The organism is Marinobacter sp. 3-2, assembly GCF_003751355.1.
Classification (GTDB): domain Bacteria; phylum Pseudomonadota; class Gammaproteobacteria; order Pseudomonadales; family Oleiphilaceae; genus Marinobacter; species Marinobacter adhaerens.
Genome location: NZ_RJUQ01000013.1, coordinates 976,904 through 1,000,107, shown reverse-complemented (window position 1 = coordinate 1,000,107; position 23,204 = coordinate 976,904). Strand labels below are relative to the sequence as shown.

The following is a 23,204-nucleotide window of genomic DNA, read 5'->3' as shown; positions in this document are numbered from 1 at the left end:
CCCTCGGTTATCGTTAGTCAGGATTGTGCCCGAGATCAGAAGAAGGTGCCATCAATGGGCGAGGATGCGCTGGCATAGAGCTTCTTGGGCATCCGGCCCGCCAGATAGGCTTCACGACCAGACTCAATGGCCAGGCGCATGGCATTGGCCATTCGGATCGGGTCTTTGGCCTGGGCAATGGCGGTATTCATCAGTACGCCGTCGCAGCCCAGCTCCATGGCGATGGTGGCATCTGACGCGGTGCCAACACCGGCATCCACGAGTACCGGAACATTCGCATTCTCTACGATCAGACGGATGTTATACCGGTTCTGGATACCCAGGCCGGAACCGATCGGGGCACCAAGGGGCATAATGGCCACACAGCCCATCTCTTCCAGACGCTTGGCCAGCAGCGGGTCGTCCGAGCAGTAGACCATGACCTTGAAGCCGTCCTTGATGAGCTCTTCGGCGGCAACCAGGGTCTCAGTCATGTTCGGGTAAAGGGTTTTCTCCTCACCAAGGACTTCCAGCTTCACCAGGTCGTGGCCATCCAGAAGCTCGCGGGCCAGCTTGCAGGTGCGGACGGCGTCTTTAGCGGTATAGCAGCCCGCCGTGTTGGGCAAAATGGTGTAGCTGCTTGGGGAAATCACATCCAGCAAATTCGGCTCATCCGGGTTCTGGCCTAGGTTGGTGCGGCGCACCGCAACGGTAACAATCTCGGCACCGCTGGATTCGATGGCATGGCCGGTTTCCATCATGTCACGATATTTGCCGGTCCCGACGAGCAAACGGGACTGGTAGACCCGTCCGGCAATTTCGAGCGGTCTGTCTTCTGGAAGCTGGAGTTCGGATGTCTCTGTCATAGTGTTCCTGAATCGTTTGTTACGGGAGGATGGGAACCGCCGTCATGGGTGGGCTGGGCAGACTGTTCAGCCGCCGCCAATGGCGTGAACGACTTCTACACGGTCGCCATCGCTCAGGGTAAATTCCGGGTGCCGGCTTCGTGGCACTATGTCCTCGTTAACCTCAACCGCAAGCCGCTTGCCGGCCAGCGCCATCTTTTCAATCAGCGTGGCAATGGTGGCGCCACTCGGCAGCTCCATTTGATCGCCATTTACCTGAACCTGCATCGTGACTCTTGAACCTCTGTATTCTTCACTTGTTCCGGCGGAGACCGGAGGTTATTAACAGCGCCCAGCCCACCATGAAACACAACCCACCAAGGGGCGTGATCGGACCGATCCAGCGGATGTCTGTCAGCACCAGAAGGTAAAGACTGCCACTGAATAACAGAATGCCGGCAAGGAAAAACCCGACCGACCAGGCCAGTAGCTTTCTGGACAGGCCCTGTGCAGCCAGCAATGCCAGCAGAACCAGCGCAATGGAATGATACATTTGATATGTGACGGCGGTCTGGAAAACTTCAAGGCCCCGCTCACTGACCAGATTGCGCAGCCCGTGTGCACCGAAAGCGCCGGCCATCACTGCCACCAGGGCCAGAAAAGCACCTGCCACCAGCGGTAACCGAAGAATGCCGCTTCTGGCCGGTTGTACGGATTCAGCAGTCACAGTGGATCTTTTCTCCCGAATCCAGGTTCATCATGGTCAGTGCGCCACCCCAGACACACCCGGTGTCCAGGCCGACAAAACGGTCACTGCCGGTTTTTCCTTCCAGGGCTGCCCAGTGGCCAAACACCACCCGTACATCGTCATTGCGGGGAAAATGAAACCACGGCTGGTAACCTTCCGGCGCGCTGTCGACGCTTTCCTTGGCCGCCAGTTCCAGAGAGCCATCCTCGGCAATAAAGCGCATGCGGGTGAAATAGTTGGTAATGACCCGCCAGCGGTCCATTCCCTGCAGGGACTCGTCCCAGCGCTCGGGCTGATTGCCGTACATATGGGTAAAGTATTCCTCGGCGGTTTCGCCCCGGATCACGGCTTCAACTTCCCTGGCACACTCCATTGCCTGGCTGACCGTCCAGATATGGGGCAAACCGGCGTGGGTCATCACCAGATTCCGGGCCGGGTCGTGAACACAGAGATGCTGCTGCCGGAGCCAGTTAACCAGCCGCTCGTGATCCGGAGCGTCAAGGATATCGGACAGGGTGTCTTTGCGACGCGTCTGATGACCGCCCAGGGACACCGCCAGCAGATGCAGGTCGTGATTGCCAAGCACGACGACCGCCGAATCCCCAAGGCTCTCGATATATCTCAGGGTTTCCAGCGAAGACGGGCCGCGGTTGATCAGATCGCCGGCCACCCATAGACGGTCACGGGAGGGAGAGAAATCCACTTTCTCCAGGACATCCCTGAGACGCTCGTAACAGCCCTGAATATCGCCGATCGCGTAGTCAGTCATCACTTACCTCGTTTGCCGGATTGGCTGCACCCTTCTCGGTAAAAAGCAGGTCGGCTATCGCCACGAAATCGGCCAGCGCGAGGTTCTCCGGTCGCAGACCGTCATTGATGCCAAGGCTCCGGAGCTGTTCGGCCGACACCATGCCGCCCAGTGCCTTGCGGAGAGTTTTCCGCCGGGCGTTAAAGGCTGTGCGGACCACAGCCTGGAGTGTCGTCAAATCCTTCGCCGGGTGCGGCAGGGTCTTGTGAGGCACCAATCGGACAATCGCCGAATCCACCTTGGGCGCCGGTCGGAAAGCGCCGGGCCCCACTTCAAACAGCGGCTGAACCCGGCAGAAATACTGGGTCATGATGCCAAGACGCCCGTAATTGTTGTCACCCGGCACCGCTGCCATTCGTTGAACCACCTCTTTCTGCAGCATGAAGTGCATATCCTGCACAACACCGGCCTGGGACAGCAGGTGGAAAATCAGCGGTGTGGAAATGTTGTACGGCAAATTACCGATGATCCGCAAGGGGCGATCCACCATGAGCTGGCTGAAATCAAACTTGAGTGCGTCCGCCTCGTGAATCCGGAATTCGGGATAGTTGAAGAACTTGGTGCGCAGCACGGGAATCAGGTCCCGATCCAGTTCTACCACCTGGAGCTTCGGGTTCACCGCCAGTATTTCCTCGGTCAGTGCGCCCAGGCCAGGGCCAATTTCCACGATGGCGTCATCGGGTTTCGGGTTAATGGCGCGGATGATCTGCTCTATGACCCCCGGATCATGGAGGAAATTCTGGCCAAACCGTTTTCTGGCCTGGTGGCCGGCTTTGTTGCTCACGAACGGGTCTCTTCAATTGCAGATTTTCGACAACGAGCCATTTGCTCGCCTACCTTCAGGGCCGTATGCAGACTGCCGGCATCGGCTCGACCGGTTCCCGCCAGATCCAGAGCCGTGCCATGATCCACGGACGTGCGCACAATCGGCAGCCCCAGGGTAATGTTCACCGCACGCCCAAAGCCCTGAAACTTCAGCACCGGCAGCCCCTGATCATGATACATGGCCAGAACCGCATCGGCCTGGTCGAGCCAGTGCGGAGTAAACAGGGTATCCGCAGGTAAAGGTCCGGTCAGAGAAATGCCTTCGGCACGCAGAGCCTCCAGGGTTGGCTCGATGGTGTCGATTTCCTCCCGACCAAGGTGACCACCTTCGCCGGCATGAGGATTCAGGCCGGCCACCAGTATCCTGGGCCGGGCAACACCGAAGAACTTTTTCAGATCAGCATCGAGAATTCGCGTTACCTGAGTCAGGCGCTCCGGGGTAATGGCGGCGGATACGTCCTTGAGCGGTAAGTGGGTGGTAACAAGCGCAACCCGCAACTCTTCGGTCGCCAGCATCATGACCACACGATCCACACCGCAGAGCTCCTGCAGGAACTCGGTATGGCCGCTGAACGCGATGCCGGCATCGTTGATAACGCCCTTATGGACAGGCGCCGTCACCATGCCGTCAAAATCGCCGCTGAGGCAGCCGTTCGCGGCGACTTCCAGCGTTCTGAGCACATAAGCACCGCTGCCGGTATCCAGTGTGCCCGGTTCATGATTGGCACAACCGTCCACATGCAGAACCGACAGCAGGCCTGCCTCCATTTCCGGCGACTCTCCGGGCTGCCAGGCACGCAGTTCAACCGCCAGGTTCATTTGCTTCGCCCGGGCCTCCAGCAATGGCCGGCTGGCAACCACCACCACACCTGCGCTCCGGGCTTCAAGAGCCAGTTGCAGGCACAACTCCGGACCAATGCCGGCAGGTTCGCCGGCCGTCAGTGCCAGCACCACGGGATTACTCATCAGGAGACTGGCTCTTCTTCGGCCGGTTCGTCCTTGGCGTACTCGCCCTTGAACTCGACAAAGGCCTCATCGCGGATCTCCTGAAGCCAGTTCTGCAGTTCGGTCTCGAACTTGCGGCGATAGATGGCCTGGCGAGCCTCGGCGTCGCGCACATCACCGCTGATGTCTTTCTGGCGGCGCTCCTGAACCTGCAGAATGTGCCAGCCAAACTGGGAACGGAACGGCCCGCGCAACTCGCCAATATCAGCATCGAGCATGGCCTGCTCAAACGCCGGCACCATCTGGCCCGGGCTTACCCAGCCCAGATTACCGCCATCGGAGCCAGACACCGGATCATCGGAGTACTCTCTGGCCAGCGCACTGAAGCTGGCTCCATTCTGAAGCTGCTGGTACAGATCCCGGATCACGGTTTCAGCCTGGCTGTCCGTCGTGGCTTCGGAAGGCCGAACCAGAATGTGACGGACACGGTGCTGCTGGATCATCTGCTGCTGCTCGCCGCCGCGCTTGTCCATCACCATTACCAGGTGGAAGCCACTGTTGTTTTCCAGGACGCCTGAGGGCTCACCCACCGGCAGCTCCGGCACGACCGGAGCAACCAGAGACGGCAGCTGACCCTCGGCACGCCAGCCCATATCGCCACCTTCCAGGGCATTACTGGCATCAGACTCGGCAACAGCCACTTCGCGGAAATCACGGCCATTGGCGATCTCACTGCGCAGCCGCTCGGCTTTCTCCCTGGCGGCATCCACCTCCGCCTCATCAGAGGGGTCGTCTACGCTCACAAAGATGTACGCCAGCCGGTACTGAGCGTTATTCCCTCCACGGGCCTCCAGACTTTCCAGATAGTTTTCAACTTCTCGATCAGTCACCCGAACCCGGTTGCCGACCTGGCGCTGCTGAACCCGGCTGGTCAGCATTTCCTTGCGGATCTGTTCGCGGGCCTGGTTGTAAGTCACGCCTTCGGCTTCGAGCTGGTTTTCAAACTGCGGCAGGCTCATGCCATTGCGTTCGGCAATGTTGGCCATGGTTTCGTTCAACTCGTTATCGCTGATGCGCATACCGGCCCGATCTGCCATCTGCATCTGGATCGATTCGGTGATCAACTGGTCAAGCACACGCTCTTCGAGGACCTGCCTTGGCGGCAGCGCCGTGCCCTGTGCACCAAGGCGACTGGTGATGGTGTTGATTCGGGCCTCCAACTCGGTCTGAAGGATGACATCCTCATCGACGATGGCCACTACCTGGTCCAGCAACTTACGCTCGGCCTGAACAGACAACGGGGCCAGGACGGCTAGAAGAACCAGTAACGCTTGTACACCATGGCGAAGGGTCGCCTTCATAATCACCTCTACAAATAGAATTTGAGCTTTTCTGGCGTTTTGGGGGCCTTAGTCCGGGATCCAGTCAGGGAGTTCCAAAACGACGACGCTCCCTTTCATCAAAACCGTAAATGGCCTCGGAAATACTCGATGAGGCACCATCGCTGCCGCCCAGGCCCTTTAGCTGGATCTGGAACAGTATGCGGCTATCGAGCTCCCGGTCATCAGTCAGATAGTTCTGGTGAACCACCTGAACACTCCAGCAGCAGTTATTGTATTCCAGCCCGGCCAGGGATCCGACGGTTCGATCAAGGTCGGAGTCGTAGACCCAGCGGCCGATCAGACTAACACGGTCCGAGACCGGGAAAACCGCCGCGATATCCGACTGTTCCAGTTCGCCCCGGCTGTATGTGTGCCCGACACTGGCCAGATACCGGTAGTCAGTGGAGTGAAAGGTTAACTGGCTGCGGCCTTCCTCGGTATCCCCGGTATCAGGATCCCACAATCCGGAGGAGCGGATTTCCAGGGTATCGAGTGGATTCAGCACGACTTCGCCCGCCAGCGGTGAACGGCTCCGGGTACCGGCACCCTCGCCGAACAACGTCACTTCGCGATCCTCGAAATACTGTACCTGTCCAATACTGAATCGGGCACGCTCCGCACCGGTGAGGAGGTCATTGAAACGGCTGGTCAGGGCAACGGTCAACTGGTTGGCATCGCCTACCCGGTCACCGCCGGTGAACCGGTCCGGTCGAAACAGCTGTTCAAAACGGAAGGTCTGGAGGTCGGTGTCAAAATCCGGGATGTCGTTCTGATCCGGATCGGCATCGGACCAGGCGTAATATAGCCGGGGCTCCAGAGTCTGGTTGTAGGGCACATCAAACAGGCGGCTCTGTCGGTCGAAATACAACCCGTTATCCCACTCGGCAACCGGCACGGTGCGATCGAAACTGCCATCCCCCAGCACGTAGTCGTCCAGGTTGTAGCGGGTGTAATCCACGCTTACCGACGGCCGACTGAACCCCCACAACGCCCGCATGGGCAACGCCAGTTCCGGCCGCGCCCGGAAACGCTGCCCGTTGGCCCGATCCAGACCGGTCAGTGCTTCGTTGTCCCGGTAAAACACTGTGTACTGGCTTTCCAGGTTCGCCTCCACAATCCCTGCGCCGGTCTGGCCTGCGTAGATCACTTCCGGCAACTGGGCATAGGGCTTGTCCACATCGGCAATGCGATCACTGATGGTCTGGTAATCGTTGAGGTAGGCATCGAAATACTGCTTGTCGCTTCGGTAGGTAACCCCGCCCTTTCTTTGCAAGTGAGTGGCCTGGTTAATCTCCAGGCTGCGGTTCAGATCGCTGAGATAGTCCTCATCGCTCACCACGGAAAAATCTCCGTAGCCCCGCCAGCCACGGCCAAAGGCAGCCCGGGTTGTGGCATCCAGGGCCCAGCGCTCACCGGATTCACCGGGGCTTTCCTCCTGAAACGCCGAATCGTTGCCGATGTATCCCAGCTGCAGGGTAGTTTCCCCGAGAGAGCTGAGATACCGGCCCTCGACTTCGTTGAACAGGCCCCGGCCATGAATGTACTGGGGCGTCAGCGTCGCGTCGTAATGGGGTGCCAGATTGAAGTAGTAGGGCACGGCAAGAAAGCCACCGCTGCCGGCACTGGAAGAGCCGAACTGCGGGTAAAGGAAACCGGACTTGCGGCGGTCATCAATAGGAAAGCTTGCCCACGGCCAATAGAACACCGGCACATCAAGGACTTCCAATCGAACGTGTTTGGCGGTACCGAATCCTTGCGCCCGATCCAGCCTGATATCCGAGGCCACGATGGCCCAGTCATTCTGGCTGGGGCCGCAGGTGGTCAGAAAGCCATCTGCAATGACGACCTGCTCCTCGCTGATGCGCGACAGGCTGCCTGCACGACCGCGCATTTCCGGACCATGCAGCAGGAATGTCGCAGTGTTGATGTCCAGGCGTCCGCTATCGACGTCGTAGTTCGCGTTCTCACCGGTGAGAAGGAAACCCTCGCCGCGACTGACCAGCGGCCCCTGCACCGATACTGCACCCTCCTGCTGGCTGTAGCGGGCCTCTGAACCGGTTACCTGAAAGCCGCCCTGGCGAATGCGGACATCACCCTCAAGAAACAGTGTCCGGTCTATCTCATAGCGGGCGTTCAAGCCGCTTGCTTCCAGCGGTTGCTCGGAATCGCTGCCAACGGCAAACGCATTGCCAACACCATTGGCGCGACCGGAAGGCAGATACCCCCCTTCGCAGAAAAGGGGCAACGAGGCCCGGGCCTCGGCTGGCAACTCTGCTCTGGGCCGCCAATCTATTTCCGCCGCAGACGGCGGTGTCTGGGCATGCCCATCCGTAACGCCCAACCCAAAAACCGCGGCCAGCAACACACGGCCATACCGGCTCTGCCACCGGGTTTCCGGCGATTGCAGTGGGCGTTCGGGACATGGCACGGTGGCTGGATCCTGTTCCGGGTGAATTGGAGGACGGGCAATGATAAACGCCGCCTAGTTTACACGTGCCCTGAAGGGTTGTTAACGGAAACTCCGCTGCAAAACCGATTTACCCTCTTTATACTCGTCTGCTAACTTTCGCTGTCAGCGACAACTTTTTTCAGGATCGCAACCCGAACTATGGATACCCGCCTGCAGTTGCTGACCAACTGGGTCAGACAATTTCCCGGCTTCGAACAGTGCGAAGCCGAACCGGTTTCCGGCGATGCCAGTTTTCGCCGTTATTTCCGGGTCTGGCAGCACGCAAATCCGACGACCGCTCCCGGGGACGGTGCACCGTTTATCGTGATGGATGCGCCCCCGGAACATGAAAACTGCGAGCCCTTCGTGGCCATTGCCCGGCACTGGCACCGCCAAGGTATTGCGGTGCCGGACATTGTGCAGGCTGATCTGAAGCAGGGCTTCCTGCTACTGGAGGATTTTGGCGACCAGCTGATGCTTGGCCGACTGAACACGGAGTCCGCAGACAAGCTCTACAGGAACGCTCTGCAAGAGCTGACCCTGATCGCGAGCCAGACCTCCCCCAGTGATTACCCGCTACCGCCTTACGATGCCACCCTGCTTGAGCGGGAAATGGCGCTGTTCCCGGACTGGCTTCTGGAGAGGCATCTGGGCATAAACCTGGAAAACAGCGAGCGAGCCCTGCTGGACACGACCTTTTCCATGCTGCGGGAAAGCGCCCTGGCGCAACCGGAAGTGACGGTCCACCGGGACTACCATTCCCGAAACCTGCTGGTTCGCCAAGACCAACCTCGCCCGGGTGTCATCGATTTCCAGGATGCGGTTACTGGGCCCGTCACTTACGATGTGGTCTCGCTGCTGAAAGACTGCTACGTCCAATGGCCAGAGAAGCGCATCTGCGAATGGCTGGAAGACTACCGCCAGAGCAGCCTCGAGGCTGGCCTGCACCGTGCGGACCCGGAGACCTTCCGCCAGTGGTTTGAACTGATGGGCATGCAGCGGCACCTGAAAGCTGCCGGCATTTTTGCCCGGCTATCGATCCGCGATGGCAAGCACGGCTATCTCAAGGACATTCCCCGAACCGTTCAGTACCTGATCGTTGCCAGCGGTCGACAGCCAGCCCTGCGTCACTTCCACGAATGGCTGAGCGATACGGTTATGCCCCGGATCGAGACGAGCATCGGCCCGGCCCCGGGTCAGGAGCACTTGCCCCAGTGAAGGCCATGATTCTTGCTGCCGGCAAAGGTGAACGCATGCGGCCACTGACGCTGGCCACACCAAAGCCCCTGTTAAGGGCCGCTGGCAAGCCTCTGATCATCTATCATCTGGAGCACCTGCGGCGGGCGGGAATCCGTGAGGTGGTGATCAATCATGCCTGGCTGGGCGACCAGATTGAGGAAACCCTGGGAAACGGCGAAGGGTTCGGGCTATCCATTCAATATTCCCGGGAAGGCGAGCCGCTGGAAACCGCCGGTGGCATCGTGCGCGCTCTGCCTCTGCTTGCAGGTGACAAATCTGACTGGTTTCTGGCGATCAACGGCGATATCTGGAGCGATTTCGACCTGTCTCGACTGACACCGCCGCCTGACGCAGACGCCCTGCTGGTGGTCACCAGCAATCCGCCACACCATCCGGAAGGTGACTTTCACCTCACTGACCAGGGAGTACTCCATAGTGATGGCCCGGACAAGCTGACCTTCACCGGCATTAGCCTGTTACACCAGCGCCTGTTCGAGGGGCTGACCGATCAGGCGGGGAAACTGGGGCCGGTGCTTCGCGATGCCATGAGCAGAGGCCGGGTAAAGGGTCTTTTCCATCCCGGACAATGGGTGGACGTCGGCACCCCGGAACGCCTGCAGGCGCTCGACCGGCAACTGGGCTCCAAGGAACCTGAAAGTCATGGCAGGCGATAACAGACAACCGGCACTGCCGCCCCGAATGGAAGCCGAATTTTCCAGCTTGATGCGGGAACTCTCGGCCTGTGGTCACCAGGCCCCCGCTCTGATTGAGCGCGCCCGCCTTCCCCGCTGGTGCCGACATTCCCTGTTTTTCTTCCTCGGCTATATCGCCAAGGCAGACGGACGCGTCACCGAAGCCGACATCGGTTATGCCGAGTCGCTGATCAAGGCCATGAGGCTGTCCAGACGCCAGCGCAGGCGAGCCATTGGCTGGTTCCAGCAGGGCAAGTCGGCCGGGCAGCTGCCGTTCATCCGCGGGCTGGCCATGCGACTTTCCCGCCGTCTCTGGCCCGCTCCCGCGTTGAAAACCGCCATCTGTCTCTGCCACGCCAGCCAGCTTAACGGCCGCCCCGGCAAACCCAGGCGTTATCGCTGCGAGGACGCCATTGACCAGATTGGTCTGCCGGTAAGCATCAGCGAGGATATTTTCGACAGTTATGCCAGCAAGGTCTGGACCCGGCACAGCGAGAACCTTTCCAGACCCACCAGCTATCAGCAGGCCTGTGAACTTCTAGGCGTTACCCGCCGGGATTCCCTGGAAGTGATCAAACGGGCCTACCGCAAGAAGATATCCGAGTGCCACCCGGACAAGCTTGCCCAACAGCAGGTCGGTGACCGCGACCGAAGCCTGGCCAAGGAACGCCTGCTCCACTACCAACAGGCCTGGGAGCTGATAAAGCGCCACAACACGCTCCGTCCCTAACGCTCGCGGGATTCCAGCCAGGCGGCAACACGACTGGCCACGCCATCGCCCAGAGTCTCAGGCGCAGGGCTGATCCAGGCAATCGGTTGTCGCTCAAAGCCGCTCATTCCGGCGCGCCGCAACTGCATGCCAATACTCCAGCCCGATTGATCATCAGCCGTCCCTTGTGGATACAGCTCCAACAAATCAGTGCCGAGCGACTCCAGACGGTCCGGCAGACCTGACCGGTCAACGGGATAAAACTGTGGCACCACCCAGATCAGGGCAGAGGCATCGGCGCCATCCAGTACCCGGTTGGTCACATGGATACTGGCTCGCCCGACACCAAGAACTGCCGGAGCTTCATAGCCCCGCTCAACCAGCAGGGCCAGCCCTGCCTGCAGCATCTGGTTGATGCGGCTTCTGTAGCGCGCCTCAAGATCATCGGCACTCTCGGATGAGGCCATGACATCGATCATGACTGAATCTGATGCCCCCTCCTCACCTGCGCCTGCTTCAGCCGCCGGCGGCTCCATCACGGGTCGCATCAGGAACTCATTCAGAACCGGAGAGGGCGACTCCAGACCAAGCGTCAGCACGGCCCAGCCCCGGGAAGCCAGCCCCGCTGCCAGTGAGCCGGTTACCCCGGAAGCGGCAGTTTCACCTTCGTCCGACAGAACCAGCACCGCACCGCGAGCCGGCAACCTGGCTTCCGGGTAGAACAGGCCCAGCGCCCTATCACCCTCCTCAAGCTCCAGCCATACCGCTGATTCGGGAAAACACTGGATCAGGGAGCGTTCCCCGGTGCCTGTCCAGATCAGGGCCCGACTCGCAGACTCTGACGCCTCGACGCCTTCGGCCTCACCGGCCGTCCCGCTCTCCTCCTGCCCGAGGGTGATGGACGGTGCGACACACATCAGCGCCAGGATAAAAAGCCAGAACACGCCGGGCCGGTAAATCTCGAATCTCTGCACAGATACTGATCCTTTGACTGCGAAAAAACGCCACTGAGCTGTTAGACTAGCAGCCATCCTGAACGTGCGGCAGGGACCGCTGACCAAGCCATTATCCATTGTTGTGAGAGAGCCGTCATGAACCCTTACCTGATTGCCCCATCCATCCTGTCCGCCGATTTTGCCCGTCTTGGCGAGGAAGTCGATAACGTGCTGGCCGCCGGCGCCGACGTGGTGCACTTCGATGTGATGGACAATCACTACGTACCCAACCTCACCATTGGCCCCATGGTCTGCGAGGCGCTGCGCAAGCACGGCGTGACCGCCCCCATCGATGTGCACCTGATGGTGTCGCCGGTGGACGACCTCATCCGTATGTTTATCGACGCCGGGGCCAGTTACATTACCTTCCACCCGGAAGCGACCAACCACATTGATCGCTCACTGCAGCTGATCCGCGACGGTGGCTGCCAGGCGGGCCTGGTGTTCAACCCGGCCACGCCGCTGCATTACATGGATCATGTGATGGACAAACTGGACATGGTGCTGATGATGTCGGTAAACCCCGGCTTCGGTGGCCAGAAGTTCATTCCCGGCACGCTCGACAAACTCCGGGAGGCCCGCAAGCGCATCGATGCCAGTAACTACAATATCCGCCTGGAAATCGACGGTGGCGTGAAGACCGAGAACATCCGGGAAATCGCCGAGGCCGGTGCCGACACCTTCGTGGCGGGATCTGCCATCTTTAACACCGACGACTATAAGACCACCATTGATGCCATGCGCGAAGAACTGGAGCAGGCCCGCAGGGTGATCAGCCAATGAGCCTGGCAGGGCTGTTCAATCCACGCTGGCCGGGGGTTGCCCTGTTTGATCTCGACGGCACTCTGGTGGACAGTGCACCGGATCTGGCGGCCGCCGTGGACCAGATGCTGGCGCATCTTGGGCGCTCACCGGCAGGCATTGACCGGGTACGGAACTGGGTAGGCAATGGCGCCAGCGTTCTGGTGCGCCGGGCCCTGGCCGGCCAGGTGGACTGGGAACCGGCGCGACCAAAAGACGAGGCCCTGTTCAAGGATGCCCTGGCGATTTTCTATCACGCCTACGGCACGCTCAACGGACAGCATTCGGTAGTCTACGCCGGCGTCGAGGCCTGTCTCACGCACCTGAAGAACCAGGGCTGCCGGCTGGGCATCGTCACCAACAAGCCGGAACAGTTTGTGGCACCGCTGCTTGAGCAAATGGGACTGGATCACTGGTTCGACCTGACCGTGGGTGGTGACACCCTGCCGGTCAAGAAACCGGACCCCGCTCCCCTGCTTCATGCCATGGAAACCCTGGGGGGCACCCGCGGAACCACAGTCATGGTAGGCGACTCCGCAGCGGATATTAACGCGGCGCTGGCCGCGGGCATTCCCTGTGTGGCGGTGCGGTACGGGTATAACTACGGGCCTGCGGTGGATACTCTGGGCGCCGACGCGGTTGTTGATTCGCTGGCCGAGCTTTTGTAATCTCACAAGGAACTTACATTGAGCACTTCTTTACGGGAGATTCCTGCCGTGCAGGGACTGAATCTGACTGCAGCGCGAGGCATCCTGACAACCCGCGCAACACGATGGTGGCGATGGCGCACCGGCTGAGCAAGCCCGGAGGCTGACTGGCGTCTGCTGGTCGAGCCCGCAGCACCTGATGGAAGCACAGGCTTTCATCCACAATGCAGATCAGATTTCAGGAAACCGTACCATGACACCCGAGCAATTCATCGAGCTCGCCGACGCCGGCTTTAACCGCATCCCTGTGTATCGTGAGGTACTGGCCGACCTCGACACGCCCCTGAGCACCTACCTCAAACTCGCCAGCGGACCCTATTCCTACCTGTTCGAATCCGTTCAGGGCGGAGAGAAATGGGGCCGGTATTCGATCATCGGCCTGCCCAGTCACGAAGTACTGAAGGTCTTCGACCACCGGGTGGAGATCAGCCGCGGCGGCGAGGTTGTTGAAACCGAGGAAGTGGACGATCCGCTCGCCTTTGTCGAGGCCTACCAGAAGCGCTTCCATGCACCGGATCTGGATGAGCTGCCCCGCTTTAATGGCGGCCTGGTGGGCTACTTCGGCTACGACACCGTGCGCTACATCGAAAAACGGCTGCGCAAGAGCTGTCCGCCGGACAAAATCGGCACGCCGGACATCCTGCTGATGGTGTCCAACGAGATCGTGGTATTCGACAACCTGCGGGGCAAGCTGCATCTGATTGTCCATGCCGATCCGGCCATTGAGGGCGCCTTCGAAACGGCACAGAACCGCATTGATGAGCTGGAGAACCATCTGCACCGGCAGACCGCTGACGCGCCCCGCACCCCAGAACACCTGCGCGGAAAAGCCGTGGACGAGAGCGACTTCATTTCCGGCTTTACCCAGGACAAATTCGAAGCCGCGGTAGACAAGATCAAGGGCTACGTGCTCGACGGCGATGTCATGCAGACAGTGATATCACAGCGCATGTCGATTCCCTTCGAGGCACCGCCGCTGAACCTGTATCGCTCGCTTCGAGTGCTGAATCCTTCCCCCTACATGTATTTCCTGGATCTGGGTGATTTCCACATCGTCGGCTCCTCCCCAGAAATCCTGGCCCGGGTGGAAGACGAGGAAGTGACGGTTCGGCCGATCGCCGGCACCCGCAAGCGCGGCGCCACCGATGCCGAAGACAAGGCGCTGGAAGCAGAGCTGCTGGCTGATCCGAAAGAAATTGCCGAGCATCTGATGCTGATCGACCTGGGCCGTAACGATGCCGGCCGGGTGTCGGAAACCGGCACGGTCCGGCTGACCGACAAGATGATCGTGGAGCGCTACTCCCATGTGATGCATATCGTCTCCAACGTCACCGGCCGGCTGAAAGACAACACCAGCTGCCTGGACGTGCTGCGCGCCACCCTGCCTGCTGGCACCCTCAGCGGTGCGCCCAAGATCCGGGCCATGGAGATTATCGACGAACTGGAGCCGGTTAAGCGTGGGGTCTACGGCGGCGCCGTGGGCTATCTGTCGTTCAACGGCAACATGGATACCGCCATTGCCATCCGCACCGCGGTGATCAAGGACAACACCTTGCATATCCAGGCCGGCGCCGGCGTGGTGGCCGATTCGGTGCCCCGCCTCGAGTGGAAGGAAACCATGAACAAGGGCCGCGCCATTTTCCGGGCGGTGGCCATGACCTACAACGATTTCGACCACTGAGGCGGAGGAACAGATTATGTTGCTGATGATCGATAACTACGATTCCTTCACCTACAACGTGGTGCAGTATCTGGCTGAACTGGGTGCCGACGTGCAGGTGCACCGCAACGATGAAATTACCATCGAACAGATTGAGGCCCTGAACCCGGAACGGCTGGTGATTTCCCCCGGGCCCTGCACCCCGAACGAGGCTGGCATCTCCATGGCGGCCATCCGGCATTTCGCCGGCAAGCTTCCGATCCTGGGCATTTGCCTGGGTCACCAGGCCATCGGCCAGGTCTACGGTGGTGACGTTATCCGCGCCGGCCGGGTCATGCATGGCAAGGTGTCCCCGGTATTCCACAAGGACACCGGCGTGTTCCGGGGCCTGAGCAACCCGCTGCAGGCGACCCGCTACCACAGCCTGGTGATCGACAAGGCCACCCTGCCCGACTGCCTGGAAGTGACCGCCTGGACCCGCAACGACGACGGTTCCATCGAGGAAATCATGGGGGTTCGCCACAAGACCCTGCCCATCGAAGGCGTGCAGTTCCATCCGGAGTCTATTATGACGGAACAGGGCCACGAGCTGCTGCGCAACTTTCTGAGAACACAATAAGAGGCCGACACATGGACATGAAAGAAGCTCTCAACCGCATTGCTTCCAACCTGGACCTGTCCCGGGAGGAAATGAAGGACGTGATGCGTATCGTCATGAACGGCGAGGCCACAGACGCCCAGATCGGCGCTTTTCTCATGGGGTTGCGTCTGAAGAGCGAAACGATTGACGAAATCACCGGCGCCACCGAGGTTATGCGCGAGCTGGCCACCAAGGTTACGGTCAAGGCCGAACCCCTGGTGGACATCGTCGGCACCGGCGGCGATGGCGCCAACCTGTTCAACGTGTCTTCCGCCGCCTCCTTCGTGGTGGCAGCAGCCGGCGGCTTTGTGGCCAAGCACGGCAACCGGGCAGTTTCCTCCAAGAGCGGCAGTGCCGACCTGCTGGAAAAGCTGGGCATCAATCTGAGCATGAAACCGGAAGAGGTGGCCCGCTGCGTCGAGGAAATCGGCGTCGGCTTCATGTTCGCCCCGGCCCATCACGGCGCTATGAAACATGCAATCGGCCCCCGTAAGGAGCTGGGCTGCCGGACCATTTTCAACATCCTGGGCCCGATGACCAACCCGGCGGGTGTTAAACGCCAACTGGTGGGCGTGTTCAACCGGGAGCTGTGTCGCCCGATGGCGGAGGTGCTGCATCGCCTTGGGGCCGAGCACATCATGGTCGTTTGCTCCAAAGACGGCCTGGATGAGATCAGTCTGGCAAGCGCCACCCACGTGGCGGAACTGAAAGACGGCAAGGTCACCGAATACGACATCACCCCGGAGGATCTTGGCATCAAGAGTCAGGCTCTGGTGGGCCTGACCGTGGACACCGCCGACGATTCCTTAAAGCTGATCAAGGCAGCCTTCGGTCGTGGCCACGACGAAATGGCTGAAAAAGCCCGGGACCTGATTGCCCTCAATGCCGGCGCAGCGATCTATGTCGCTGGTTTGGCCAAGACGCCGAAAGAAGGTGTGGATATGGCCCTCGACGCCATGGGCTCTGGCCTCGCTGCCGGCAAGATGTCGGAGCTGGCTGATTTTTCTCAGTGCTTTTGATCCCGGCCTGCTGATTTTGCAGCCGGACGAGCCGGAGGGGAGGGAGCTTCCAAAACACGCCCGTGAATACGTCCATGTAGGGCTTGGCTGCAGCCATCCGTGACTGCAGACAGTTTTGGAAGCTCCCTCCCCTCCGGCTCTCGCTAACTTTTTACGAGCCTGATATGACTGACAGACATCTGGATAAAACACCGACGATCCTTCGGAAAATTGTTGATCGTAAGTGGGAAGAAATTGACGAGCGCAAGCGCCAAGTCTCGATTGCAGATCTGAAGGCCAAAGCTGGTGATCAACCGGCAGCCCGAGGTTTTGCTAATGCTCTGCGCAGCCGAATTGAACAGCAGACTCCCGCTGTTATCGCAGAAATCAAAAAAGCCTCACCAAGCAAGGGCATTCTGCGGGATCCGTTCGAACCAGCGGTCATTGCCGAGAGCTACGAGAAAGGCGGCGCCGCTTGTCTTTCGGTACTGACCGACCGCGACTTCTTCCAGGGCCACGAGGACTATCTGGTCGCTGCCCGTAATGCCTGCAGCCTGCCGGTAATTCGCAAGGACTTCATGGTCGCTCCATACCAGGTCTACGAAAGCCGGGCTCTCGGTGCCGACTGTATTCTGCTGATCGCCGCCTGCTTGACCAAAGACCAGATGCAAGAGCTGGAAGGTATCGCCCATGAGATCGGGCTGGATGTGTTGGTCGAAGTGCACGATGGCGAGGAGCTGGACGATGCACTGACGCTAACGACGCCTCTGGTGGGCATCAACAACCGGAACCTGCATACCTTTGATGTGTCGTTGGACACCACTTTTGATTTGCACGAGCGGATCTCCCAGGACAGGCTGACGATTACCGAGAGCGGCATCATGACCCGCAATGACGTCGAGGCCATGACCGGCCGCGGCATCTTCGGGTTCCTGGTGGGCGAATCGTTTATGCGGGCCGAGGAGCCTGGTTTGAAATTAAGGGAGCTGTTTTTCCCTGCAGGCTGACTCCCTCAGATGGGGCGAATCGGCGGGTGGAGTTTTCCAAAATCGTGCGGAGCCAGGGATGGCGGAGCCGAGCGTACAAGGATGTATTCACAGCGTATTTTGGAAAACTCCACCCGCCGATTCGCATGCTCCCATCAGGCATCAGGCTCCGCCAAAGCCTCCTGCAACAACTCCAACAAGTGCGCCGGCATCCCCTCTGCCAGCTTGAGTGCCGCCTCGTGCCCACGGGGCGACATCTTGCCCCAGGTCCGGCGCACTATGCGTAGCCACTTCTCCCGATCGTAGTCCGCTTTTTCCTCATAGAAATCCGCGAAGTATCGTTCCAGGAAGACCATGCAGGCCACGTCCTCCAGCAGTTGAGTGTCGGCATCCTGCCTCAGTTCGCGCTTGGTCAGGATGGTCTCCACCCGCTCGCACTCCTCCTTCGGGTAGCCACAATCCGCCATGATTTCCCCAGCACGCTGGCCATGCATACGGCCACAGGCCTGGCGCCACTGGTAATAGGCTTTACGACCTTCCGGATAGTCCTTCCGCGGCATGGTCCAACGCTCGATGTGCTGGGCGCGGCAGGCGATCTGCATGCGTTCGGAAGGATCGGATTCAAGCTCGAACAGCCAGCGGGTCATGTGCAGGCTGTAGGCGTATTCCTTCGGGAGGCGTTCGTTGTCGAAAGACTCCTGATTGGGATCGGCCTTATTGGCTGCGTCAATAGACGCCAGCGCGCACTGGAGTCTTGAATCCGTTGTGGTCATTAAGATCTCTCTTCTGGTTTCTGACTGGCCTGTGGCTCAGACCTGGGCAGAGGGGCGTTCCTTGATGCGGTCGTACCAGGCCTGCAGATTGGCCTGCTCAGGTTTGATCCGGATGCCCACCACCCGCGCGAATGCCACTGTTGTGAAGGCGTTGATATCGGCGGCCGTGAAGCGGTCGCAGCAGATGTATTCCTTGCCTTCGAGCTGCTTGTCGAGGAAGTGCATGAACTTCTCAACGCTCTTGCCGCATTCCTCACCCCACTCCTTGATGGGGTTCATCCGATCCTTGAAGTAGCCGGTGGTGTGCTGAAAACACATGCCGGTGGGCATGAAGAAGAACAGCTCGATCCACCGGAGCCACTGCTCAAGCTGGGCTTTTTCAAGCGGGGTGTCGCCCATCAGGGTTGGCGTGTCCGGGTAGCTCTCTTCGAAATAGCGGCAGATTGCCATGGTCTCGGCAATACAGGTGCCGTCATCCAGTTCCATCACAGGCACTTTCTTCATCGGATTTCGGGCCACAAATTCAGGTGTCAGGTTTTCACCCTTCTGCAGGTCAATCTCGATGAATTCGGCCTTTTCCAACAGGCCTTTCTCGGCCATGAACATGCGCACGCGGCGGGGGTTAGGGGCGGTTTTGGTTTCGAAGATTTTCATTATTATCGGCTCCGTTCCTGATCAATGGCGGCTTTGACGGTTCAAAACGAGAAGACTGACCGGAAAGAAGAGTTGCGTCAAGCAACCGGCGTTACCGGGGCAGCCAGTTGCGGATCTGCTGGATAATCCACTCCGGATCGTCCAGTGGAAGGTCATGGCCAGCATCCGGATGCAGTTTCATGGTCCATTGCCAGCGCTCCTCCAGCGTGGAACTGCAGCGCCAGTGAACGATGCGATCGCCGCGACTGGCGAGAATCAGGGCATCTGGCACAGGACGCTTTTCACCGGGTTTGTAGCGGGCGGCAGCCGCCAACTGGTTGATCGCATTGCGGGTACTGACGGGGCGTTGTCGTTGTATGCTGTACCACTGTTTTGCCAGTGACAGAGGCACCTCACGGTTAGACGTGAGCCGGAGAATATCCCGCTCACGGTCAAACAACTCCTGACGGGCCAGCAGCCGCAAAATTCGCGGCCAGACCCCGGGCCGCATGCGTTGCCAGGGCGGGCTGAAGCCGGAACTGGTATTGATCAGGACCAGGTTCTGGATCTGACCATCCGCAGCCTGCTGGGCCCAGTCCAGGGCCACCATACCGCCCATGGAAAGTGCCAGGATGCTGAAAGGACCGGGGATATGGCTGGTGTGCCTGGAGACGGCCTCCCGAATCGCCGCTACCGTTGCCGGACTGTCTTCTCGATATCGCACGCCCGTCCCGGGCAGGTCGACCAGATGGAACTGGTGCTCGGGAAATGCCTCCCCAAGGCGAGCCGGGAAGCTGCCCCAGTGGGCGTGTTCCCGAGTCAGACCCCGCAACAGAATCCAGTGCATACGATAGTTCCGATTGATGGATGCCAGGGCCGGCTGGATCGCTAGAGAGTATCGCGATACCAGTGCATGATCGCGGCTTCTTTCAGCATGGACTCCTCATCCCGAGCCGGCAACCAGTTTTCGTGGCTGGCGGCGGCGTTAATCAGGAAGTCCATCCAGGTCAGGTGACTGCGCAGGACCCGCTTGTGCCGGTGCGGAACCAGGGGATTGAAAAAGCCGTCGAGTCTCAGCAACTGACGGGGCCGCTTGCGAATCCAGCGCCAGGAGCCCATTTCCAGGGTCAGGGGCAGGAAAACACCGGCATTTTCGCGATTGACCTGTTTGTAGAAGTAATCCCACAAGTCGCCATGGGTGAGATAGTGGCGGGACTGGGGCTCGAAACGGTAGTCGTGATTTGGGTATGACTGCTCCCAGATAAGCTTCAGCGCCATAACCGATGCGACTCGACGCATGGGTCGACGCCGGTAAGCGTAGGGAAACCAGATCTGGTCCTGCATCCCGAATCCGGAATGGCAGTCCAGTGCCACACTGAACGGCCGCCCCGGCAGCAGCTGTTTTATGACCGCCTCAAGAGCCAGGTTTTCGGGCTCCATGCCCTGTTCAGGGTCACCGGTGTACCACGGCAATCGGGGTGAAATTCTCTGGCCGCCAAGCAGGAATGCGCTACGTTCCTGAGCCTGGATCGGCGCATTGCGCATCAGGTCCACGCCGTTGGGATTACTGCGCTGATTCAGGTACATACCGCCCGGGTTAAGGATTGGCAAAAGAGTAATTCGAACCTTCTGCAACAACCCCAGCAAATGTTCATCCCAGGTCACTCTGGCGAGTAGCGACTTCAGCCAGGCCATCACTACCTGGCTTCCAATGCGTTCAAGCCCGTGCACTCCACCAACAAGCAATACCGCTGGCACATCGGGCCGGGAAGAGCCGATATCGACACGGTAGATGGGCAAGGAGAGGTCCTTGAGGGCGACCCGCTCCACCACTTCGGTTGTGATGAAATCCGGCGCTTCCGCCAGGATGCGCTCCAGGCCAACGAGCTCCGGCAGGAAGGTTCTCAGGAGCCTTCGCTGACGCCCATCCCGGGAGGCCTGCTCGTGGCTGATTGATGTGTGAGGTGTCAGGTCGCGCAGCTCTGTCATGCTGTTCTCCGGGTTCAGGTACCCGGAGTGTATCCATCGATTACTACACCTTCTTGACAGTTCTCCCGGGGCATAATGTGTCTCTTTTAAAGACGCATTTGGAATACGCCCTTGTAACTGAGCTGAGGTTCGTTATCCTTACAGTTAAGTATTAACCGAGACCTCGTGATTTGTTCGACCTTAACAGCGACCATGAAAGAGCTGTTTTCCCGATCCTTATGGATCGCGGTCCCCTCGTATCGGCACTAACACCGACAACACCCTCCAAAAATCACAAACCCTGAAAAGGAGAAGTGACTATGCGAAAGCTTAAGTCTGCTGCACTGCTTTGCGCGCTATCCGTTCCCGTCGCGGCCCAGGCCAATTGCGGCGAGGTATCCATTACCGAAATGAACTGGGCGTCCAACACGGTCGTCACCAACGTGGCCACCTTCATCATGGAGCAGGGTTACGGCTGCGACGTCACCATCGTTCCTTCCGATACCGTTCCGGCGGTAACTTCCGTTGCCGAAAACGGTGAGCCTGACATCGTCACCGAGCTGTGGCTGAACTCCGCGGGCGAGGCCTACCTGCGCCTTGAAGAACAGGGCAAAGTGGAGCGCCTTGGCAAGGTTCTCGATCCGGGCGGTGTTGAAGGCTGGTGGATTCCCACCTACCTCGCGGAAGAGCATCCGGAGCTGAAGACCATCGAAGGCATCATGGCCAATCCTGAGCTCGTTGGCGGCACCTTCAACAACTGCCCGGACGGCTGGGGCTGCCGAGTTGTGAGTGACAACCTGGTTCGTGCCCTGGATCTGGAAGAGTCCGGCATTGACGTATTCAACCATGGTTCCGGTGAGACCCTGGCGTCCTCCATGGCGTCTGCTGTCCAGAACAAAGAGCCCTGGTTCGGCTACTACTGGGGTCCGACCGTTCCCCTCGGCAAGTACGACATGACCCGGGTTGATCTCGGCGACATCAAGCCGGACGTGCACCAGAAAAACCAGACGCCGGATGTCGACAATCCGGGCGTATCCGACTTCCCGGCGGCAACGGTTCTGACGTCGATCACTACCAGCTTCAAAGAGCGCGAGCCGGAAGTGGCCGAGATGCTCAGCAAGCTGACGTTCAAAACCGAGACCATGAGCAGCATCCTGGCCTGGATGGACTCCAACAATGCCTCGGGCGAAGAAGCTGCGGTTTACTACCTCAGCAACAACAGCGACGAGTGGTCAACCTGGCTGAACGACTCCGCGCGTGAGCGTCTGGCCAACGTTCTTAACTGATTGACCTGCCCCTCCCGGGGCATCCTTCGGGATGCCCCGGGTCGTTTCCCGAAAACCGTTCTGATTCCAGACGTGCGCAGGAGAGACTGACCGCCCATGGCAACCTACGATTCCCTTTTTTCATCGCTCGGCCTTGAGCAATGGTGCTCGGAAGGCAAAAGCAGCGGCCCCATGTCGATGGCCGACCTGCTGAATAAAACCAAGGGAGAGAGCGCCGAACCGGCCTCTATATGGGAACTCCCGTTTCCGTCCATGGACGCCCTGAACGAATCCTGCTCCGCCTTCCCCCAGTCCCGGGAACTTACCAAGGGCCTGGAACAGGGATTTCTGGCAATAAAGGACAGCCTGAGTCTGGTTCTCGATCCATTAACCCAGCCTCTTAGCTGGTTCCTGGATGGAGCACTTTACGCCATGCTGAACACGCCCTGGTGGATCGTGATTCCACTGTTACTGGCGGTTGTTTACGTGGTCACCAAATCCTGGAAACTGATGCTCTTTGTAGGCGGCAGTATCGTGCTACTGGCCTTCATCGACCATTACGATTACGCCATGCAAACACTGGCGATCATTTTTGTATGTGCCTTCCTCTGTGTCTTGCTGGGGGTACCCATAGGCATCGCCATGGCACGCAGCAATTCCCTGCAACGGATGATCATACCGGTGCTGGACATGCTGCAGACGCTGCCACCTTTTGTGTATCTGATCCCGCTTATCTTCCTGTTCAGTGTTACCGAATCAAAGCTGTACGGCATCGCCATCATCCTCTACGCGATTGTTCCTGTGATCCGGCTGACGAACCTGGGCATCCGGCTGGTAGACAAGGACGTGATTGAGGCCGCAGACGCCTTTGGCATGACGCCCCGACAGAAACTCTACAAGGTGCAGATCCCGTTGGCTCTGCCCAACATCATGGCAGGGGTTAACCAGACCATCATGATGAGTCTTGCCATGGTTGTTATCGCATCCCTGGTTTCCGCGCCCGGGCTTGGCGTTCTGGTCCTGCGGGGCATCCGTAATCTGGAACTGGGTGTTGGCCTGGTCTCCGGCCTTGGCATCGTGATCCTGGCGGTTATTCTCGACCGGGTAACCAAGGCGTCCCTGGCACGAATTAACGTCTCCCAGAAGCAGTGAGGAAA

The 23,204-nt window shown here is 59.4% G+C and carries 24 protein-coding genes; 11 read left to right on the top strand and 13 right to left on the bottom strand.

Annotated features, from left to right (window positions below; genetic code table 11):
• Positions 1–35: 35 nt before the first annotated feature.
• The 8 genes from EDB94_RS11850 to EDB94_RS11815 all read right to left on the bottom strand — a co-directional run bounded on the left by EDB94_RS11850 (position 36) and on the right by EDB94_RS11815 (position 7,897).
• A complete protein-coding gene (locus EDB94_RS11850) occupies positions 36–845 on the bottom strand; it encodes a thiazole synthase (RefSeq protein WP_008173361.1) in 810 nt (269 codons plus the stop codon).
• Positions 846–911: 66 nt separating this feature from the next.
• Positions 912–1,112 (bottom strand): sulfur carrier protein ThiS, encoded by a 201-nt coding sequence (gene thiS / locus EDB94_RS11845; RefSeq protein WP_008173362.1) that lies wholly within the window; start codon positions 1,110–1,112, stop codon positions 912–914.
• 25 nt (positions 1,113–1,137) lie between these two features.
• Entirely contained in the window at positions 1,138–1,497 is a 360-nt protein-coding gene (locus EDB94_RS11840) for a DUF423 domain-containing protein (RefSeq protein WP_108018577.1), read from the bottom strand.
• Positions 1,498–1,540: 43 nt separating this feature from the next.
• Positions 1,541–2,341 carry a symmetrical bis(5'-nucleosyl)-tetraphosphatase gene (locus tag EDB94_RS11835; protein WP_108018461.1) on the bottom strand — a complete coding sequence of 267 codons (801 nt, stop codon included), beginning with the start codon at positions 2,339–2,341 and terminating at the stop codon, positions 1,541–1,543.
• Positions 2,334–3,164, bottom strand: coding sequence for a 16S rRNA (adenine(1518)-N(6)/adenine(1519)-N(6))-dimethyltransferase RsmA (gene rsmA / locus EDB94_RS11830; protein ID WP_008173367.1), 831 nt, complete (start codon positions 3,162–3,164; stop codon positions 2,334–2,336). The genes EDB94_RS11835 and rsmA overlap by 8 nt, the downstream gene beginning before the upstream one ends.
• A complete protein-coding gene (gene pdxA, locus EDB94_RS11825; RefSeq protein WP_014578478.1) occupies positions 3,161–4,171 on the bottom strand; it encodes a 4-hydroxythreonine-4-phosphate dehydrogenase PdxA in 1,011 nt (336 codons plus the stop codon). The genes rsmA and pdxA overlap by 4 nt, the downstream gene beginning before the upstream one ends.
• Positions 4,171–5,511, bottom strand: coding sequence for a peptidylprolyl isomerase (locus tag EDB94_RS11820; RefSeq protein ID WP_108018460.1), 1,341 nt, complete (start codon positions 5,509–5,511; stop codon positions 4,171–4,173). The genes pdxA and EDB94_RS11820 overlap by 1 nt, the downstream gene beginning before the upstream one ends.
• A 64-nt stretch (positions 5,512–5,575) precedes the next feature.
• Positions 5,576–7,897 (bottom strand): LPS-assembly protein LptD, encoded by a 2,322-nt coding sequence (locus EDB94_RS11815; protein ID WP_108018459.1) that lies wholly within the window; start codon positions 7,895–7,897, stop codon positions 5,576–5,578.
• Positions 7,898–8,140: 243 nt separating this feature from the next.
• Between EDB94_RS11815 and EDB94_RS11810 the strand changes: the two genes are divergently transcribed.
• From EDB94_RS11810 to EDB94_RS11800, 3 genes are read left to right on the top strand one after another with little or no spacing between them, the layout of a single operon-like run.
• Entirely contained in the window at positions 8,141–9,199 is a 1,059-nt protein-coding gene (locus EDB94_RS11810; RefSeq protein WP_108018458.1) for an aminoglycoside phosphotransferase family protein, read from the top strand.
• The gene (gene murU, locus EDB94_RS11805) at positions 9,196–9,894 is read left to right on the top strand and encodes an N-acetylmuramate alpha-1-phosphate uridylyltransferase MurU (RefSeq protein WP_108018457.1); all 699 of its coding nucleotides are present in this window, start codon (positions 9,196–9,198) and stop codon (positions 9,892–9,894) included. Before EDB94_RS11810 ends, murU begins: the two co-directional genes overlap by 4 nt.
• The gene (locus EDB94_RS11800; protein WP_260312570.1) at positions 9,881–10,642 is read left to right on the top strand and encodes a DnaJ domain-containing protein; all 762 of its coding nucleotides are present in this window, start codon (positions 9,881–9,883) and stop codon (positions 10,640–10,642) included. The genes murU and EDB94_RS11800 overlap by 14 nt, the downstream gene beginning before the upstream one ends.
• On the opposite strand, the gene EDB94_RS11795 is transcribed toward EDB94_RS11800, so the two are convergent.
• A complete protein-coding gene (locus tag EDB94_RS11795; RefSeq protein ID WP_108018456.1) occupies positions 10,639–11,595 on the bottom strand; it encodes a DUF3530 family protein in 957 nt (318 codons plus the stop codon). The two genes, EDB94_RS11800 and EDB94_RS11795, sit on opposite strands and share 4 nt — an antisense overlap.
• A 117-nt stretch (positions 11,596–11,712) precedes the next feature.
• On the opposite strand from EDB94_RS11795, the gene rpe reads away from it, so the two are divergent.
• The 6 genes from rpe (at position 11,713) to trpC (ending at position 17,429) form a co-directional block, all read left to right on the top strand.
• Positions 11,713–12,399, top strand: coding sequence for a ribulose-phosphate 3-epimerase (rpe, locus tag EDB94_RS11790; RefSeq protein WP_008173385.1), 687 nt, complete (start codon positions 11,713–11,715; stop codon positions 12,397–12,399).
• Positions 12,396–13,085 carry a phosphoglycolate phosphatase gene (locus tag EDB94_RS11785; protein ID WP_014578485.1) on the top strand — a complete coding sequence of 230 codons (690 nt, stop codon included), beginning with the start codon at positions 12,396–12,398 and terminating at the stop codon, positions 13,083–13,085. The genes rpe and EDB94_RS11785 overlap by 4 nt, the downstream gene beginning before the upstream one ends.
• Positions 13,086–13,317: 232 nt before the next feature.
• Positions 13,318–14,805, top strand: coding sequence for an anthranilate synthase component I (trpE, locus tag EDB94_RS11780; protein WP_041646392.1), 1,488 nt, complete (start codon positions 13,318–13,320; stop codon positions 14,803–14,805).
• Between the two features lie 16 nt (positions 14,806–14,821).
• Positions 14,822–15,403: an aminodeoxychorismate/anthranilate synthase component II gene (locus EDB94_RS11775; protein WP_108018455.1), complete on the top strand. Its 582-nt coding sequence runs from the start codon at positions 14,822–14,824 to the stop codon at positions 15,401–15,403.
• An 11-nt stretch (positions 15,404–15,414) separates the two neighbouring features.
• Entirely contained in the window at positions 15,415–16,443 is a 1,029-nt protein-coding gene (gene trpD, locus EDB94_RS11770; RefSeq protein WP_108018454.1) for an anthranilate phosphoribosyltransferase, read from the top strand.
• Positions 16,444–16,607: 164 nt separating this feature from the next.
• The gene (gene trpC / locus EDB94_RS11765) at positions 16,608–17,429 is read left to right on the top strand and encodes an indole-3-glycerol phosphate synthase TrpC (RefSeq protein WP_108018453.1); all 822 of its coding nucleotides are present in this window, start codon (positions 16,608–16,610) and stop codon (positions 17,427–17,429) included.
• Between the two features lie 134 nt (positions 17,430–17,563).
• Here the strand turns inward: trpC and EDB94_RS11760 are convergent, their stop codons facing one another.
• The 4 genes from EDB94_RS11760 to EDB94_RS11745 form a co-directional block, all read right to left on the bottom strand.
• Positions 17,564–18,181, bottom strand: a complete 618-nt coding sequence (locus EDB94_RS11760) for a DUF4202 domain-containing protein (protein WP_108018452.1) — start codon at positions 18,179–18,181, stop codon at positions 17,564–17,566.
• Positions 18,182–18,217: 36 nt separating this feature from the next.
• Complete coding sequence (locus EDB94_RS11755; protein WP_014578490.1) at positions 18,218–18,835, bottom strand: glutathione S-transferase family protein; 618 nt, start codon at positions 18,833–18,835, stop codon at positions 18,218–18,220.
• A 91-nt stretch (positions 18,836–18,926) separates the two neighbouring features.
• Complete coding sequence (locus EDB94_RS11750) at positions 18,927–19,661, bottom strand: alpha/beta fold hydrolase (protein WP_108018451.1); 735 nt, start codon at positions 19,659–19,661, stop codon at positions 18,927–18,929.
• Between the two features lie 41 nt (positions 19,662–19,702).
• Entirely contained in the window at positions 19,703–20,803 is a 1,101-nt protein-coding gene (locus EDB94_RS11745; RefSeq protein WP_008173407.1) for a M14 family zinc carboxypeptidase, read from the bottom strand.
• Between the two features lie 299 nt (positions 20,804–21,102).
• On the opposite strand from EDB94_RS11745, the gene EDB94_RS11740 reads away from it, so the two are divergent.
• Together EDB94_RS11740 and EDB94_RS11735 are read left to right on the top strand one after the other, a co-directional pair.
• Positions 21,103–22,068 carry an ABC transporter substrate-binding protein gene (locus EDB94_RS11740; protein WP_008173409.1) on the top strand — a complete coding sequence of 322 codons (966 nt, stop codon included), beginning with the start codon at positions 21,103–21,105 and terminating at the stop codon, positions 22,066–22,068.
• Between the two features lie 96 nt (positions 22,069–22,164).
• The gene (locus EDB94_RS11735; protein ID WP_008173411.1) at positions 22,165–23,199 is read left to right on the top strand and encodes a proline/glycine betaine ABC transporter permease; all 1,035 of its coding nucleotides are present in this window, start codon (positions 22,165–22,167) and stop codon (positions 23,197–23,199) included.
• Positions 23,200–23,204: the final 5 nt, after the last annotated feature.

Bases quoted from the DNA above. Each gene is read 5' to 3' on its own strand.
- EDB94_RS11760 (WP_108018452.1), bottom strand. From the start codon at position 18,181: ATGACCACAACGGATTCAAGACTCCAGTGCGCGCTGGCGTCTATTGAC.
- thiS (WP_008173362.1), bottom strand. From the start codon at position 1,112: ATGCAGGTTCAGGTAAATGGCGATCAAATGGAGCTGCCGAGTGGCGCC.
- trpD (WP_108018454.1), top strand. From the start codon at position 15,415: ATGGACATGAAAGAAGCTCTCAACCGCATTGCTTCCAACCTGGACCTG.
- EDB94_RS11850 (WP_008173361.1), bottom strand. From the start codon at position 845: ATGACAGAGACATCCGAACTCCAGCTTCCAGAAGACAGACCGCTCGAA.
- EDB94_RS11820 (WP_108018460.1), bottom strand. From the start codon at position 5,511: ATGAAGGCGACCCTTCGCCATGGTGTACAAGCGTTACTGGTTCTTCTA.
- EDB94_RS11810 (WP_108018458.1), top strand. From the start codon at position 8,141: ATGGATACCCGCCTGCAGTTGCTGACCAACTGGGTCAGACAATTTCCC.
- EDB94_RS11755 (WP_014578490.1), bottom strand. From the start codon at position 18,835: ATGAAAATCTTCGAAACCAAAACCGCCCCTAACCCCCGCCGCGTGCGC.
- pdxA (WP_014578478.1), bottom strand. From the start codon at position 4,171: ATGAGTAATCCCGTGGTGCTGGCACTGACGGCCGGCGAACCTGCCGGC.
- trpC (WP_108018453.1), top strand. From the start codon at position 16,608: ATGACTGACAGACATCTGGATAAAACACCGACGATCCTTCGGAAAATT.
- EDB94_RS11785 (WP_014578485.1), top strand. From the start codon at position 12,396: ATGAGCCTGGCAGGGCTGTTCAATCCACGCTGGCCGGGGGTTGCCCTG.
- EDB94_RS11740 (WP_008173409.1), top strand. From the start codon at position 21,103: ATGCGAAAGCTTAAGTCTGCTGCACTGCTTTGCGCGCTATCCGTTCCC.
- trpE (WP_041646392.1), top strand. From the start codon at position 13,318: ATGACACCCGAGCAATTCATCGAGCTCGCCGACGCCGGCTTTAACCGC.
- EDB94_RS11750 (WP_108018451.1), bottom strand. From the start codon at position 19,661: ATGCACTGGATTCTGTTGCGGGGTCTGACTCGGGAACACGCCCACTGG.
- EDB94_RS11745 (WP_008173407.1), bottom strand. From the start codon at position 20,803: ATGACAGAGCTGCGCGACCTGACACCTCACACATCAATCAGCCACGAG.
- EDB94_RS11800 (WP_260312570.1), top strand. From the start codon at position 9,881: ATGGCAGGCGATAACAGACAACCGGCACTGCCGCCCCGAATGGAAGCC.
- EDB94_RS11835 (WP_108018461.1), bottom strand. From the start codon at position 2,341: ATGACTGACTACGCGATCGGCGATATTCAGGGCTGTTACGAGCGTCTC.
- rpe (WP_008173385.1), top strand. From the start codon at position 11,713: ATGAACCCTTACCTGATTGCCCCATCCATCCTGTCCGCCGATTTTGCC.
- EDB94_RS11775 (WP_108018455.1), top strand. From the start codon at position 14,822: ATGTTGCTGATGATCGATAACTACGATTCCTTCACCTACAACGTGGTG.
- EDB94_RS11735 (WP_008173411.1), top strand. From the start codon at position 22,165: ATGGCAACCTACGATTCCCTTTTTTCATCGCTCGGCCTTGAGCAATGG.